Below are 15,596 nucleotides of genomic sequence, written 5' to 3'. Positions count from 1 at the left end.
CCCTGTGCACCTTTACTATAGCTTGACATTGGATTTTGGGCTTGTATGTGTAGGATAGGTGGGAGCCAGTGAAACCTATACGCCAGTATAGGCGGAGGCAACCTTGAAATACCACCCTTACACGTTTAAGATCCTAACCCTGACCAGTTAGCCTGGCAGGAGACAGTGTCTGGTGGGTAGTTTGACTGGGGCGGTCGCCTCCTAAAATGTAACGGAGGCATGCAAAGGTTCCCTCAGCCTGATCGGAAACCAGGCGTTGAGTGCAAACACATAAGGGAGCTTGACTGCAAGACAGACATGTCGAGCAGGAACGAAAGTTGGCGTTAGTGATCCGGTGGTCCCGAATGGAAGGGCCATCGCTCATTGGATAAAAGGTACGCCGGGGATAACAGGCTGATCGCATCCAAGAGTTCATATCGACGATGCGGTTTGGCACCTCGATGTCGGCTCATCACATCCTGGGGCTGAAGCAGGTCCCAAGGGTACGGCTGTTCGCCGTTTAAAGTGGTACGCGAGCTGGGTTTAAAACGTCGTGAGACAGTTTGGTCCTTATCTTCTGTGGACGAAGGAGAATTGAGAGGGTCTTTCCCTAGTACGAGAGGACCGGGATGGACGCACCGCTGGTGGTTCTGTTGTCACGCCAGTGGCATAGCAGAGTAGCTATGTGTGGAAGGGATAACCGCTGAAAGCATCTAAGCGGGAAGCCCGCCTCAAGATTAGTTCTCCCCCCTCGAAAGAGGCTAAAGGACCCAGGTAGACTACCTGGTTGATAGGCTGGAGGTGTAAGTACGGTGACGTATTCAGCTGACCAGTACTAATAGTCCGTGAGGCTTGCTCTATTTTACTTTCTTCATCCCCTATACATATTTTGTCTTGGTGTCCATGGAGGAGGGGGTACACCCGATACCATCCCGAACTCGGCAGTTAAGCCCTCCATCGCCGATGATACTGCATATTTATGTGTGGGAAAGTAGGTCGATGCCAAGACTTTTTTATAAAAAAGGCTCTCTATCAGAGAGCCTTTCCTTTTAACAAACACCTCTCTACACACACACACACACACACACAACAACTCTCTCTACTTATACATAAATGCTAACATCGTTATATCGTCAGATTGTTCAGCTTCTCCTCTATGTTCTATTATTGTTTGATTTACTGCTGCTATTAATCCCTTTAATGACTTCTTCCTGTTCATATCAAGCGTTTTTTCAAAACGTTCAGTACCATAAAGCTCAAGATTTGGGGCCATTGCTTCAGTAACTCCATTAAGCTCTAACATAGTAATTTTTTAGTAAAAAAGTATAGTTCACTTTAATAGCACTAATACTATAGCACATGATCGTAACTATATTTCAGATAGTTTTAGAGTGAGGAGCTTAGTCTATTATTAATAAAATTATTATTAATAAAATAGTTATGTTTTGTATTACATAATAAAATTTTTGTTATTTAAGTATCATTAGATATAGGTTTATGTATCATATTTTTATTTAAAGAGTTTACCCAGCGTAAAACCTCAGCAACTGGTGCAATAAGATTTCTAGGGATATAGGAATCTTCAATTCCATCCATAAAAAGGCTATGAGCTAGTGGAATGTTTTGCATAACAGGAATACCTTCTTCTTGTGCTACAGCTACCATACGTTGTGCTAATAATCCTTCACCTTTTGCTAGAATTACAGGAAGGAGTGTCCTTCCTTTTTCATAGTCAATGGCAATAGCATAGTGGATAGGATTAACTACAACAACTTTGGCTTTTCTTACTTTGTTTACAGGGTTTTGCATAGCCATTTCTTGATGAAGTTGTTTTCTTTTTCCTTTTATAAGAGGATCACCTTCCATATCTTTATATTCTTGCTTGATCTCTTGTTTACTCATCATTTGACGTTTATTGTATTGCCATTTTTGAAACATGAAATCGATACATGCAATGACAGAAAAAACCATAGAAACGCTAAGGGTTAGATCCCTTAAAACAGATCCTAATATGTACCATAAACTCCAAATATTTCCTGAAGCTATTGCAAATAATTCTTTGATATAATTTGATAAAATAATCCATACAGTAATAGTTAATACACTAACTTTAAGAATATTTTTTACAAATTCTCCAAGATTTTTTATAGAAAAAACTTTTGAAAACCACTTCTTAGGATTAAGATTATCAAGTTTAGGGATAGCAGATTTGACAGAGAATAATACGCCTATTTGCATTAAATCTGCAGCAACAGCTAAAAACATAAGAGTAGCAATGATAGGTATAAGTATACTAAAAGCTATTGATGCAATTCCGCTTATTGTAGCAGGGAGTGCTTCTTCAAATGGTAGGTGTATAAATTTTGTTGGTAATTCAATTAAATTAAGCAAATTGCTAAAGACATCTTGCCACATTCCAATAAAATATAATGAAGCACCAAACATTGTCATAGCAGCAGCGACATCTTGACTTTTAGCAACGTCACCTTGCTCTCTTGCTTCACGCAACTTTTTCGGGGTTGGTGGTTCTGTTTTATCTCCGCTATCTCCACTCATTGTATGAGACTCTTAATTTGAAATAGAACAGTTTCAAAAGGTTTAAATAAAAATGTAGCTTTTTCTAGAAGTAATTTGAAATAGAAAATAAGGAGAAAAGCCGCAACAGCACTTTTTATAGGCATAGCAAGGACATAAACGTTAAGTTGGGATGCAAAGCGATTAACAAGTCCTAATGAAACATCTGTAAGTAAACATGCTACAGCAATAGGACCTGCAAGTAGCATTGTATAAGCCATAAGCCAATCTACTTGTTTTATTATTAATTCAGGAAGACGCATTTTCCAACTCATAGGGATAAATTCATGTGGTGGCCAGAATTCATATGTTTTGTATATAAGTGTTAAAAAGGTAATAAAAGCCCCACTGGTAAAAAAGATATACACAAGACATTGAAATAGAAAAGAACCAAGAGGAGAAGTTTGGCTCCCTGACAAAGGATCTGTCTGTGCTGCCATGGCAGCTCCTCTTTGGTTATCAATAAAGAGTCCTACGCTTTCAATCATCCAGAAAACCATACTTCCAAGGTATCCTAAAAAAAATCCTATAAAGCCCTCTTTTATTACTATTGCTAAAATACGAGGAAGGAGTGAGGGATCTACTTCAGGTATATGTGGTAGTTGTGCAACAAGTGCAGGTGATAATAATAGATAAAATGAGAAAACAACAACAACTCTAAGTTGACCTGTTACAATATTATTGCCCATGAAGGGAACAACTTGAATAATCATGAAGAGCCTTGGTGTTCCTATTAAGAATGCTATAAAGTGATCATATACACCAAGTGCACCTATTGTTTGATCATAATTCATAATAGTCCTAATAAAATTTTGTGTGTCAACTATAGTTATTGCAATAGTTACATGATATGAAAACGATTGAAAATTTCTTCAGCATATCTATAGAGTTCTCCTGTTAACCATCCACCCATAAAAAAAAGAGTAAGTACAACAGCAAGAAGTTTTATACCAAATGCAAGTGTTTGTTCTTGAAGTTGTGTAATTGCTTGAATTAAACTAACAAAAAGTCCAACAAGTGATGCAACAAGAATAGGTGGCATAGATAGCACAAGCACTAAATAAAGTGCTTTTGCTGTATATGTCATAGTTGTCGTTTCCATATGACTACTCTCTGTATTTAGAAACGTATTCTTCCAACAGGTTGTACAGAAATTTCTGGTGTAAGTTCTTGGTATGACACTACAGGAAGGTTGTAATAATCTCCCTCTATGAGTCTACGTACATACCGACGAATATCCATTGAAGTGATTAAAACAGGTTTTTGGGTATAGGTTAGATTGGTCTCTGATGCAAACTCTTTAAGGGATGCCATAAATATTTGTGTTGTTTCTGGATCTAATGCAAGGAAGGCCCCAGCAGAAGTTTGTCTTACAGATTTTCTAATAGTTTCTTCTACGTTTGGATCAAGAAGAACAGCAGGTAGCATGTTTTGACCTTTAGAGTACATGTAACTTATTTGACGTTTTAACGCACTTCGGACATATTCTGTGAGCATAACAGTATCTTTTTCTTTAGGGCTCCACTCAATAAGAGCCTCAAGGATACTTCTTAAGTCACGTATAGAAATTTGTTCTTGTACAAGACGTTGGAAAATTTCAGCAATTCTTTGTACAGGTAATAATCGAGTTGTTTCTCTAACCAAATCAGGAGCACGTTCTTCCATTTTATCCAAGAGATATTTTGTTTCTTGCATGCCCAGAAAGTTTGAAGCATGGCGTGAAAGGACAAGGGATAAGTGGTAAGCAAGAATGCGACTATGTGTCATACATGTTATTCCTGCCCGTTCAAGCAATGCTTTTTTAGAGTCTGGAACCCAAAGAGACTCAACATCTGGAAGAAATTTTTCTTTTTCTTCAGGTTCCACTCCAAGCATTGCCAAATTTTCTTTTGTATCCCTTGCTAAGACCATACCTTTTTCAAGTGTTCCTTTGGTTATAGGAATCTCATTAATCATTAAGGAATAAGTAAGGTCATGTAGCTTTGATGAGATGCGAAGATTAATGCCAGGGAATGGTACACCAAGATCAAAGTATAGAACACGACGTAATGTTATAAGTTCATCATTGAGTGAATCATAATCTAACTCTTCACTCATTTGTTGAGATATATCTAATATAATAGGTACAGTTGGTGAAAACTCTTCTTTTGATTCCTTCTGTTCAGTAGAAGATTTTTTTGAAGGTGATGTTGTAGGTTCTAATGTTTTTGCTATACTTTGTTTTGCATTTTTAGGTGCAGGGTTAGTCATAATAAGTTTTAGTGTATACCCAATACCTGCAAGAGTAGCTGAAATGGCAAAAAGTTGAATTTTTGGAAAACCTGGAACTAGTGCAATAAGAAATACAACTCCACCTGCCATTAAAAGAGCTTTAGGCTGATTAAATATTTGTTCACCAATTTGAGAACCAACATTTTCAGCTGAGTCACCAGTACGAGTAATCAGAATCCCTGCTGCAATGGAGATTAACAGAGATGGAATTTGTGAGACTAAACCATCACCAATGGTCAGAATACCATAAACATGTAAGGCATCAGAGGCAGCCATTCCATGTTGTGTGACCCCAATAATGGTACCTCCAACAATATTAACAACAGCAATTATCATTCCTGCGATGCTATCACCTTTAACAAATTTCATAGCACCGTCCATAGCTCCATACATTTGGCTTTCTTGATTTATTCGTGCACGACGTTTTTGGGCTTCTTCCATGTCAATAACGCCTGCGCGCATGTCGGCATCAATAGACATCTGTTTTCCTGGCATAGCATCAAGGGTAAAGCGTGCACCAACTTCGGCAACACGTTCAGCTCCTTTTGCAATAACAAGGAACTGAACAATTGTTAGAATGACAAAGACAACTGCTCCAACAACAAAGTTTCCACCTAAGGCAAATTCACCAAAAATAAAAATGATTTCTCCAGCATCTGCTTGGAGTAAAATAAGTCTTGTCGTTGTGATATTTAAACCAACTCTGAACAGGGTTGTAAAAAGGAGCATAGTGGGAAAAACAGAAAAATCTAAAACTGTCTTAACATACATACACATCATTACAATAAGAAATGAAAGTCCCATGTTAATACCAATCAGTGTATCCACTAAAGGAGTAGGTAATGGGATAATCATTAATGCTATGACAGTCACTAATAAAAGGACCATAGTGATGTCATTATTTCGTGTAATAACACCTACAGTCGATTGAGCTTTAGCGAATAAGCTCATGTTCGACTTCCTCTAATTTTAATATAGTTTTGGATAGATGTCCTTGATTCAGAATAACGTCCAAGATTCCATAATGCTTGTGCTTGTAAAAGAAGTAGTGGAGCATGCTTTACTATACTATGTTCCCCTGCTACTGCTTTATAAATATGTGCTAAGCAAGAAATACTATCACCTTTCCTCATGGCGATCACTGCAAGGCTTCGATGAGACCATTTATCTTCAGGAAAGAGACTAAGTATTGTTTTAAAAAGTCTTTCTGCTGAGTCATTTAGACCCATGCGTATGTAAAGATATCCTAAGATATATAAAGTTTGTCGCTGTTCGGACGTGAGCAGCATGGTACCCCTCAGATAATCTTTTCATCCAAATATAATACTTTTAAACTCTCTCTATCTTAGTAAAAACTTTACTATAATGCACTTATATAGTTATATAATATATATTTAGTAATTATATATAAATATATAAAAAGGTATATAAAATTTATTTTTATAATACATCATAAAAAAACTATACAATTATATATCTTATTATATATATATATTACAACACTTTTTGTGTAATACTTATAAGAAATTGTGTTGTATTTTCAATAGTTGATGCTTTTACATCACGATAGCTAATTCTAGAAAGAAATATAACGTTGTCATTATGTATACCACCATGTAGTATAAATGGATGTGCATGCTTATAACTACATAGTTCAAGAACTTTTTTAGGAATATCATTATTATATGGTGGTACAGGTGTTGCTAAATATATAAAAAGTTCTTCATTTTCTTCATCTTGCTCTATATGTAAAGATCCTAGGTCTTCAACTTCAAATGCAATGATACCATCTTGAGAAAGTTCTAAGTCTGACATTCCCATACGACGACCAAACTCTTCAATTTCATGTGTTATCATAATCTCCTCAGTAAATTTTAATTGTTATTTTTTATCTATTATAATATATAATTCATATACTTTTTTATAGTAAAAATATTATTGTATATTACAATGACAAATTATATTTTGTATTTTTTTGAGATATTTTTCAATAGAATATAGTTATTTTATTGTTTATAATAGAAAGAAAGTTATACTGTTTTTCACAGTAATATAAAATTTTTTATTTTTTATTTATATTGCAATACTTTTATGGTATTTCCCAAGAAGGAGTTTTCAAATGGCATTCACCAAGAAAGATCTTGAAGCACAAGAACGGCAATATTTAGAATTAAAGCAAGAGTTAGAGAGGCTTAATAAAGAATATGATGAACGCCTTGAAGCTCTTGGTGTTACTGAAGAAAAACTTGAAGAGTTTGTTAAACAACTTCCTCCAGAAGTTATTAGAACTTTAGAAGAAGAAAAACAAAAAATTCAAGAAAAATTTTCAGATATTCCTGTAACAAAGAAAAAAGAAGAAGATATATCTACAAAAAGGAAAAGGATAGTTTCTAGAAGAGGAGTTGTAAAACTCTAATTGTAGTTAGGCTATGATATATAATGAGAGTAACATATAAAGTTTTAGTCTTTTCATAATTTGACGTTAGGTTAGTTAACTCTATTAATAGGTAATAATATGACTCTGCAAGATATCGTTGATACTATTACTAGTGCGTTTGAACTTGAACCGTTGCTACCAACAAGTACTGGTAGTTATCATTTTAGTTTGGATCAAGATATAGATATAGATTTATTTTCACCTAATAGTAATATTTCTATATTTTTTGGAAAACTTTTTTCTGTAGAAAATAATGATACTATAACAAATACTATTATTAAAGAGTGTGCAAGAATTGCTATTGGTGTAGCAAAAAAGAAAAGATCTATTGTTTCCATTAAAGAAAACAATTTGGAATTACACTTAGTAGTTAAAAATGAACAGATAGAACTTTTCCCTGATTATATGAAAAGCTTTGCAAGTGATATGTATTGGTGGAAAGAACAAATAGATAAATATAAAAATCAATCAAATTCATTTAGTAGTCCATATGGAAGTGGTATGCTAATACCATAGCTTTAAATGAGGTCAATTAAAATTGAATTATATACCATCCTGATATTTTCTATATTCTAAGATAGGTAAAGGAGGTGTGATAATGGCCGTTAATATAGGAGATTTTTTAGCTGATGCACTACAAAAGATTGATACTAGGGGTAATACATTACAAGCAAAATTAGATCAATTAATTCAAGGGCAAAACCTTAATCCTGAAGATATGATGCTAGTTAGTTTTGAGCTAGGTCAGTATAACTCATTACTGGAAGTAACTTCTTCAATAAATAAAAGTTCAATAGATACAATCAAAAGTTTAGCACAGAGGACAGGATAAATTGTATGTATTTTATATGGTTATGATTAACTCAAAATTTATTATCTATTTTTAAAGATAGAAGAGGGAAATATGCTTTCTGAATATCAAGTAAAAAGGCTGCTTGATACAGCTAATACAGCTTGCCATTATGGATTAGTTGGTGTGGCACGTAAAATTTATGATGGTGTTTTGGCATTAAAACCAGGTTTCCCACCAGCTTTAATAGGACAAGCACTGAGCCATATTGTTATCGATGAGTTTAGTGAAGCAGAAGAAATCCTCACGAAATATTTAGAAAAAGTTCCAGATGATCCTGATGCACAAGTATTTTTAGGAATTACTTATATGTTCACAGGGCGTGGGGATCAATCATCGCTGTTATTTGAGAAAGTAGCAGCCACTGATGGTGCAGCCAGTGTCTTTGCCGTAGATTTACTTGAGGTAATGAAAATACAGTTACAGTCATAATTGGTGAGTATAGATGCTTTTAACAGACAGATATATAGTTAAAGCAACGGATAGCAATGTATATCCATTAAAAAAGTGGGACAATATCTTACTGTTATTTATTATTTTTTTTAGCATTATTTTTATATCAGGGTGTAAGTTAGAAGTTTATAAGGGGCTTACGGAAGATCAGGTAAATGAAATGGTTGCTACATTAATCTATAGGGGGATTGATGTAGAAAAATCTCCAGGTGGTAAAGAAGGATTTTCTTTACTTGTGGCAGAAGAACAGTTGATAAGTGCTTTAGAGATTTTAAAAAAGAATGCATTACCTAGAGAAAACTATGTTAGCCTTGGGGAAGTCTTTTCAGGCCAAGGTATGATAAGTTCTCAATCTGAAGAACGTGCACGGATGGCCTATGCTATATCTCAAGAGCTTGCAAATACTTTTTCTCGTATTGATGGAGTATTAACAACAAGAGTTCATGTGGTCCCAGGCTATACAGATCAAGCTGTTGATTCTAAAATCCTTCCATCTATGGGTATTTTTATAAGGCATACGCCTGATTCGCCTGTAGTAAATATGCTTCCTAGTATTCGTGAAGTTGCGGCTAAAAGTCTTCCTGATCTTGAATATGATCGTACCTCTGTGATGTTACTTCCTGTACAAGAACCTTTGACTATTCCCTCTATGGGCTCTTCAACCTTTTTAGGTATATCACTTTTCCCAGAACGAGGTAGTCCTTATTTTCTTATTGGAATGGGAATTATCTTTTTAGCCATTATATTTGGGATATTTTTTTGTATTGGTTTAGTGTTATTTCAAAAAGATATACCCATTGCTAAAAAAATTGATAATGATGGATCTATATCAGGAGAACAAACTATTAAGCCAGAAGAGCAATAATGGATAAAGTATTTTTTCTTGAGATAATCATTAATAAACCTCAATTATTTGAGGCAATAATAGAATTTAATTGTAATTTATTATATAATGTAATGATCCAGACAGCTGAAGAAATGGCTTCTTTTACAGATGCTACTCCTGGATTTGATAATTCTTTTATACAAAAGCTTGCTTTACGAGGAATTGCTTTAAAGAAAGAGCGACTAATGGAAACAGAATATTGTTTTTGGGATTTTATGGAAGAAACAAGAAGGATTGCATTACTTGAACCAGAAACAGTAAGGCGTCTTCAACTAGTTTTTGGTGCAGCCATTAATGCAGATGAAATTGCAAAAGTTTTAAGAAGGGATGAAGTCCTCCAATTACAGCAGATCCTTGGGCAAGATCTTTATCAATATAGCTTATTGCGTGGTAGATACCAAGTCGGTGCAGTACGCAGATTTTTTTTAGCACAGAGTCATTCCATTCCATTAACAACCCGTATCCATTGGGATGGTCGTATGGCTTTAGAGATTTGTGCATCTTCATGGCCTAGTGTTCTTCAATCTATATTTTTTTCACAGCTTAATTTTGTTTTTTCCACAGAAGACAGTGCTGTACTGTCTCAGGATTATCCTTCACCTGTTATTAAAGGGGTTTGGGATGGGCTAAAGAAAATACTTCTTCGAGAGGTTGCACCACAATGGGCACCTATTTTCGACTAACATCATCATTACCAGAGTTGACAGAAAGAATTCCTTTATTAAAGGCAGACTTTTTTTCTTCTCTTATCTCCTCCAGTGAACTATCAGAAGCTGTTACTAAGCGTATTAATGAACTAAAACTTCATGCAGAAGAAGTATACAAGCAAAAAGGAAAAGATGGCTATGAAGATGGCAAAAATGAAGGACTTCGTGAGAACAAAGAGCATGTGTTAGAAACAGTATTATTATCTGTTGAATTTATTGAAGGTATTGAAGATGACCTTGTACAGATTGTGATGAATACAGTTAAAAAAGTTCTTAATGAAATGGATCCCGCTGAACGTATTATACGTATTGCACAACGAGCGCTAAAGAATGTTAAATCTCAAAAAGAGTTAGTTATCCGTGTATCTACAGCTGACGAAAAAGCTATTACAAAAAAGTTTTCTGATACATTAAAGTCAACAAAAGGTGGATTTCTTAATATTGTTGTTGATGCCAGGTTAGAACCAGGTTCATGTCTTGTTGAAACAGAATATGGTGTTGTAGATGCAAGTTTAGATGTACAGCTTAAAGCTTTGGAAAGTGCTTTCCATTCTAAAATTAAATATTAAGTTGATAGAAAGGATACTTTATGGCGCTTGAATATATTGCTTCACTCCTTGAAGAGGCTGTGCAGAATACAAGTCCTGTAGAAGTTAGAGGAAGGGTTGAACAAGTTATTGGTACAATAATTCGTGCAGTTGTCCCAGGCGTTAAGATTGGTGAATTATGTGAACTACGTAACCCATGGGATAATTGGACCTTACAGGCTGAAGTAGTTGGTTTTGTAAAACATGTAGCTTTACTTACACCCTTAGGAGATCTCCAAGGTATTTCTCCCTCAACAGAAGTAATTCCTACAGGAATGGTTCATGCTATTCCAGTGGGAAGAGAGTTACTTGGTCGTGTATTAAATGGACTTGGAGAACCTATAGATGGGAAAGCTCCATTACGTTTACGGACATACTATCCTGTATATGCAGATCCTCCTAATCCAATGTTACGTCGAATTATTGAGAAGCCAATTTCATTAGGTCTTCGTGTATTAGATGGAATATTAACTTGTGGTGAGGGCCAAAGGATGGGTATTTTTGCTGCAGCTGGTGGAGGTAAAAGTACACTTTTATCAAGTATTATTAAAGGCACAACTGCTGATGTTTGTATTTTAGCATTGATTGGTGAACGTGGTCGAGAAGTACGCGAATTTATTGAACATGATCTTGGAGCAGAAGGTTTAAAGCGTTCTGTACTTGTTGTATCTACGTCTGATCGTTCTTCTATGGAGCGACTTAAATCAGCTTATACAGCAACTGCAATTGCTGAATATTTTAGAGATCAAGGAAAGAAAGTTTTATTACTTATGGATTCTGTCACACGTTTTGGTCGTGCATTACGTGAAATAGGCCTTGCATCTGGAGAACCTCCAACACGTCGTGGGTTTCCACCTTCTGTCTTTTCTTCATTACCAAAACTTATGGAGCGAGCAGGAAACTCAGATAAAGGTTCTATTACAGCATTATATACTGTCCTTGTCGAAGGTGATGATATGACAGAGCCAATTGCTGACGAAACACGTTCTATTCTAGATGGTCATATTATTTTATCAAGGAAGTTAGCTGCAGCAAATCACTATCCTGCTGTTGATGTCTTAGCTAGTGTAAGTCGTGTTATGAATGCTATAGTTACAAAGGAACATAAAGAAAATGCAGGGAAATTAAGGAAATATCTTGCTAAATATGCAGAAGTTGAGCTTTTAGTCCAGATAGGAGAATATAAAGCAGGTAATGATCCTGCTGCGGATGATGCTATAAAACATAATAAAGGGATTAATGCTTTTTTACAGCAGGGCCTAGATGAAAAAAGTACTTTTGAGCAAACACTTCAGGCTTTAAAAAAAGCGGTGGCTTAAGAATGATAAGGAATGTATTGAATGTCCAAATATCCATTAGCTCCGCTTCTTTCTGTCCGAGAGCATAAGGAAGAGTTGGCACAACAGGCAGTACTAAGAGCTGAAAATGCACTTGTTGAGGCAAGGAAAGATTTACAAAAAGCTGAAGAAGACTGTAAAAATTATGAAGAATGGTGCCAACAGGAAATTAATAGATACTATAGTGAAATTATAGGCTCATTAGTTCTTTTTAAGGAATTAGAATTATTAAAAGTAAAGACAGGTATTTTATTAGATAATGTCAAAGAAAAGTATAAGCTTGTAGATAAGGCAAAAGATTATGTTGAAGCTTGTATAGAAGCAAAAGAGAGAGCTATTAAGAATCTTACAGAATTAAAAAAGCAGACAGCAAAACTCGCAGAACATAAAAAGTTATGGGAAGCAGAAGAAAAAATTCTTGCTCAACAACGTGAAGAAGTTGAACTTGAAGACTTCAAAATGCCTGAACGTGAAGAAGAACAAGAAGATATAGATGAATAACTTTTAATGTATTAGTTTTATTCCTGTTACGGAGTAGTAATAATGTCTAATCTGGGGTCACAGGGAGATATACAACTATTTACACCTCCTTTGTTGTCAAAATTAGCAATGAGGTTACTGAATGAAGTTACAACTCTCACACCACCATGGATAATTCCTCTTGGTGAAACAAGTTGCATTGTTCACTTAGGGCAACCTTCTTTATATGTTGCTGAAAAAGTCTTTCTACGATTCCAATGTGAAAATGATTTGATACAAATAGCATTAGAAGATTTAAGTATTCTATGGTTACATCCAGCTTTATCTTCTGTAAGATATGATAGTCCATTATCAGATGTTGTTATTTTACCTATACTAGAAGCTTTATTTGCCCCATTAAAGCATAAGTTACAGAATATATTACATGTACCTGTAATATTTTTAGGTTTTTTCTATGAACCATTAGTAGATTATCAGTTTGGATGTGTGATTACATTAATATTTGATTCTACAAAGTTAGAAGAGAATAAATCATATACGGGACTAATGAGATCAAATATTCCTCTCAGGATTTATATTCCAGAAGGAAACAGTGCAAAAAATTTTTTAATATATTTACAGACATTGCCAAAGAATAATGTAATGCCATTAGCACTACCCTTAGAAATGAATATAAGAGTTGGATATAGCTTATTAACAATTAAAGAGTTAATGCAACTTACACCAGGTGATGTTTTATTCCCTTATGATTATCCTATCCTGAGAAATAGATTATCCTTGGTATTTTTGGATAAAGAAATTTTTTGCTCTGTAGAGGGAAGACACATAAAGGTTCTTGGGTGGAATGGAACGACGTTATTCTCTCAGAAGTCACCAGTGATATGGAGTTCAGAGTCCACAATAAGGAATAAAAGTATAGAGCATCCACTGGAAGTTCCTATTTCTTTTGAAATAGGAAAATATAATACTACACTGAGTGAGTTAGAGCATTTTATAGAAGGACATACATTTACACTGGAGTTAGATATTCATTCACCTGTTATACTTTCTTTTGAAGATAAAACTATTGGTACAGGTGTATTAATGAATTTTAATGGAGTTATTGGTATTCGTATATTAGAATTTTCAACAACTATTGATGAATAGGCTTTATGAAGGAGCTATAAATATATGTTTGGTGTTGATCCTCTAATAATCATTTTAGGTTTAGGAGCACTTGGACTAGCTCCGTTTGTTATAATGATGGTTACATCATATGTAAAGATAGTTGTTGTAACTTCACTGATCCGTAATGCATTAGGTGTACAGCAGGTTCCTCCTGCAATTGTAATGAATGGATTAGCAATTATTTTAAGTATATTTATTATGGCTCCTGTATATATGAAGATGGAAGACTTGTATCTTAAAACAGCACTTCCCTCATCGCCAGCAGCACTAGAAGTTATAAAAGCTCTTTATGATGCAACCCCACCTTTACGTGAATTTTTAATACGTAATGCTGATGAGTCTACTATTAGAGGCTTAATGGTGACGGCTAAGCGTATTTGGCCTAAAGATCAGCATGAAACTATTTCACGCAATAATTTACTTATTATTATTCCTGCTTTTACAATTACAGAGTTAACAAAATCTTTTCAAATAGGTTTTTTACTTTACTTACCATTTGTTGCAATAGATCTTGTTGTATCAAATATTTTGCTTGCAATGGGCATGATGATGGTTTCACCAATGACTATCTCTTTGCCTTTCAAATTATTGCTTTTTGTTACATTAGATGGCTGGTTAAAAATTAGTCAAGGTTTAATGTTAAGCTATAGATAGTTATTAAATATTGTGTAATACTTATAGTAATTATTCACTAATTTAGTAGTAATTTGTTAGGATCATTGAAATCTAGTCTACATCAGTTGTTGAAAATGTAATTTTTTGTATAGCTTCTAATATTTGTTTTACTGCAGTTTCTATAGGTTCATGGATTGTTGCTCCAGCTGCATTAAAGTGTCCACCACCACCAAACTGTATAGCAACAGCTTGTACATTATCTGTTCCTGATGAACGAAGACTGACTTTACAACTTTCTCCAGGATCTTCTCTTACAAGAGCAGCAACACGTACTCCTTTTATTTTTCGTATTTGTTCAGTAAAGCCTTCTAAATCTTCTTTTGTAGCTCCAAAATCTGTAATAGTTTTTAAGGTAACAGCAGAAATAGCAATTTGCCCATCATATTCTAACTGTATTTTTTGCATAAGTTTTCCCCATAGGTGAAATTTTGCAAGAGGCCATTGATTATCAAGCTGTTCTCTTATGGGGGAGGGGTTAAGACCTAGTTCAATAAGCTTTGCTGCTAAGTGTAATACTCCTGGGCTTGTATTACTATATGCAAATGAGCCTGTATCTGTCACAATTGAGAGATATAAGCATTGAGCTAGCTCTCCTGTAAGTGGGATTCCAATAACTTCAGCAATAGCTGCAACTAATTGACCTGTGGCAGCTGCCTTTGGCTCAACCCAATTAGCTAATGTCCCAAAATTTGGATTTCCTATATGATGGTCAATATTTATTGACTGGTATTCTAAAAGACAGGAAGATAATTCTCTACCAAGTCTCCAAATATCACCACAGTCTAAAATAATAAATAATTCTGGCTTAAATGGAATATCCATTAGTTTTGTAATAACTTTTGTTGGTAAAGGAACCCATTCTAGATGATATGGAATACCTGTTGCATTATATATAATAAAACGCTTTCCAAGTGCTTTAAGAATGTAGGAAACCACACCACAAGCACCAATAGCATCACCATCAGGGTTAATGTGGGAAGTTACTACTATACGATCATAACGTTGTATAAGAGAAGCAATTTCTTCAGCAGATGGAGGATAGTTAGCCATGATCCATTAATCCCCTTTTATTTTAGCTAATATAGCTATATTGTTAGATAGCAACAGTTAACAATTAACTAGGAAACAGAAAATTTTTATTGGTTTAATCAAAGAAATATAGAGTATCACATCATTAGTAATTTTTAATTAGT

At 34.7% G+C, this 15,596-nt stretch carries 19 protein-coding genes and 2 rRNA genes (1 of these 21 running past the window's edge); 13 read left to right on the top strand and 8 right to left on the bottom strand.

Going from position 1 to position 15,596, the window contains the following annotated elements:
- Both LI_RS03020 and rrf read left to right on the top strand, forming a co-directional pair.
- Positions 1-840 (top strand): 23S ribosomal RNA (locus tag LI_RS03020); it begins 2,090 nt to the left of the window's first position.
- A gap of 32 nt (positions 841-872) precedes the next feature.
- A 5S ribosomal RNA gene (gene rrf, locus LI_RS03015) occupies positions 873-987 on the top strand.
- Positions 988-1,078: 91 nt separating this feature from the next.
- On the opposite strand, the gene LI_RS03010 is transcribed toward rrf, so the two are convergent.
- The 7 genes from LI_RS03010 to LI_RS02980 all read right to left on the bottom strand — a co-directional run bounded on the left by LI_RS03010 (position 1,079) and on the right by LI_RS02980 (position 6,681).
- On the bottom strand, positions 1,079-1,282 hold the full coding sequence (locus tag LI_RS03010) for a SpoIIE family protein phosphatase (RefSeq protein ID WP_041817043.1): 204 nt from the start codon (positions 1,280-1,282) through the stop codon (positions 1,079-1,081).
- 170 nt (positions 1,283-1,452) lie between these two features.
- A complete protein-coding gene (gene sctU, locus LI_RS03005) occupies positions 1,453-2,535 on the bottom strand; it encodes a type III secretion system export apparatus subunit SctU (protein ID WP_011526634.1) in 1,083 nt (360 codons plus the stop codon).
- Positions 2,532-3,347, bottom strand: a complete 816-nt coding sequence (sctT, locus tag LI_RS03000) for a type III secretion system export apparatus subunit SctT (protein ID WP_011526633.1) — start codon at positions 3,345-3,347, stop codon at positions 2,532-2,534. The genes sctU and sctT overlap by 4 nt, the downstream gene beginning before the upstream one ends.
- A gap of 47 nt (positions 3,348-3,394) precedes the next feature.
- Complete coding sequence (sctS, locus tag LI_RS02995) at positions 3,395-3,655, bottom strand: type III secretion system export apparatus subunit SctS (protein WP_011526632.1); 261 nt, start codon at positions 3,653-3,655, stop codon at positions 3,395-3,397.
- A 17-nt stretch (positions 3,656-3,672) separates the two neighbouring features.
- On the bottom strand, positions 3,673-5,775 hold the full coding sequence (gene sctV / locus LI_RS02990) for a type III secretion system export apparatus subunit SctV (protein WP_011526631.1): 2,103 nt from the start codon (positions 5,773-5,775) through the stop codon (positions 3,673-3,675).
- On the bottom strand, positions 5,772-6,113 hold the full coding sequence (sctY, locus tag LI_RS02985; RefSeq protein ID WP_011526630.1) for a type III secretion apparatus assembly chaperone SctY: 342 nt from the start codon (positions 6,111-6,113) through the stop codon (positions 5,772-5,774). Before sctY ends, sctV begins: the two co-directional genes overlap by 4 nt.
- A 205-nt stretch (positions 6,114-6,318) precedes the next feature.
- A complete protein-coding gene (locus tag LI_RS02980) occupies positions 6,319-6,681 on the bottom strand; it encodes a CesT family type III secretion system chaperone (protein ID WP_011526629.1) in 363 nt (120 codons plus the stop codon).
- A 262-nt stretch (positions 6,682-6,943) separates the two neighbouring features.
- Here LI_RS02980 and LI_RS02975 point away from each other — a divergent pair, with 262 nt between their 5' ends.
- The 11 genes from LI_RS02975 (at position 6,944) to sctR (ending at position 14,382) form a co-directional block, all read left to right on the top strand.
- A complete protein-coding gene (locus tag LI_RS02975) occupies positions 6,944-7,240 on the top strand; it encodes a hypothetical protein (protein WP_011526628.1) in 297 nt (98 codons plus the stop codon).
- Between the two features lie 99 nt (positions 7,241-7,339).
- Positions 7,340-7,777 carry a type III secretion system chaperone family protein gene (locus LI_RS02970; protein ID WP_015353749.1) on the top strand — a complete coding sequence of 146 codons (438 nt, stop codon included), beginning with the start codon at positions 7,340-7,342 and terminating at the stop codon, positions 7,775-7,777.
- A gap of 82 nt (positions 7,778-7,859) precedes the next feature.
- Positions 7,860-8,093 carry a hypothetical protein gene (locus LI_RS02965; RefSeq protein ID WP_015353748.1) on the top strand — a complete coding sequence of 78 codons (234 nt, stop codon included), beginning with the start codon at positions 7,860-7,862 and terminating at the stop codon, positions 8,091-8,093.
- 72 nt (positions 8,094-8,165) lie between these two features.
- Positions 8,166-8,543 (top strand): tetratricopeptide repeat protein, encoded by a 378-nt coding sequence (locus tag LI_RS02960; protein ID WP_011526627.1) that lies wholly within the window; start codon positions 8,166-8,168, stop codon positions 8,541-8,543.
- Positions 8,544-8,556: 13 nt separating this feature from the next.
- A complete protein-coding gene (sctJ, locus tag LI_RS02955; RefSeq protein ID WP_011526626.1) occupies positions 8,557-9,429 on the top strand; it encodes a type III secretion system inner membrane ring lipoprotein SctJ in 873 nt (290 codons plus the stop codon).
- The gene (locus tag LI_RS02950; protein ID WP_011526625.1) at positions 9,429-10,133 is read left to right on the top strand and encodes a hypothetical protein; all 705 of its coding nucleotides are present in this window, start codon (positions 9,429-9,431) and stop codon (positions 10,131-10,133) included. The genes sctJ and LI_RS02950 overlap by 1 nt, the downstream gene beginning before the upstream one ends.
- On the top strand, positions 10,112-10,726 hold the full coding sequence (locus LI_RS02945; RefSeq protein ID WP_011526624.1) for an HrpE/YscL family type III secretion apparatus protein: 615 nt from the start codon (positions 10,112-10,114) through the stop codon (positions 10,724-10,726). The genes LI_RS02950 and LI_RS02945 overlap by 22 nt, the downstream gene beginning before the upstream one ends.
- Before the next feature lie 20 nt (positions 10,727-10,746).
- Entirely contained in the window at positions 10,747-12,063 is a 1,317-nt protein-coding gene (gene sctN, locus LI_RS02940; protein WP_011526623.1) for a type III secretion system ATPase SctN, read from the top strand.
- A gap of 21 nt (positions 12,064-12,084) precedes the next feature.
- Complete coding sequence (locus LI_RS02935) at positions 12,085-12,582, top strand: type III secretion protein (RefSeq protein WP_011526622.1); 498 nt, start codon at positions 12,085-12,087, stop codon at positions 12,580-12,582.
- Between the two features lie 42 nt (positions 12,583-12,624).
- On the top strand, positions 12,625-13,707 hold the full coding sequence (locus tag LI_RS02930) for a FliM/FliN family flagellar motor switch protein (RefSeq protein WP_011526621.1): 1,083 nt from the start codon (positions 12,625-12,627) through the stop codon (positions 13,705-13,707).
- A 24-nt stretch (positions 13,708-13,731) separates the two neighbouring features.
- A complete protein-coding gene (sctR, locus tag LI_RS02925) occupies positions 13,732-14,382 on the top strand; it encodes a type III secretion system export apparatus subunit SctR (RefSeq protein ID WP_011526620.1) in 651 nt (216 codons plus the stop codon).
- A 72-nt stretch (positions 14,383-14,454) separates the two neighbouring features.
- Here sctR and LI_RS02920 read toward each other — a convergent pair whose 3' ends face one another.
- A complete protein-coding gene (locus tag LI_RS02920; protein WP_011526619.1) occupies positions 14,455-15,453 on the bottom strand; it encodes a DHH family phosphoesterase in 999 nt (332 codons plus the stop codon).
- Positions 15,454-15,596: the final 143 nt, after the last annotated feature.

This window comes from Lawsonia intracellularis PHE/MN1-00 (genome assembly GCF_000055945.1).
Classification (GTDB): Bacteria; Desulfobacterota; Desulfovibrionia; order Desulfovibrionales; family Desulfovibrionaceae; genus Bilophila; species Bilophila intracellularis.
Note: the sequence above shows the minus strand (reverse complement) of the source record. Positions and strands in the feature narration are given on the sequence as shown.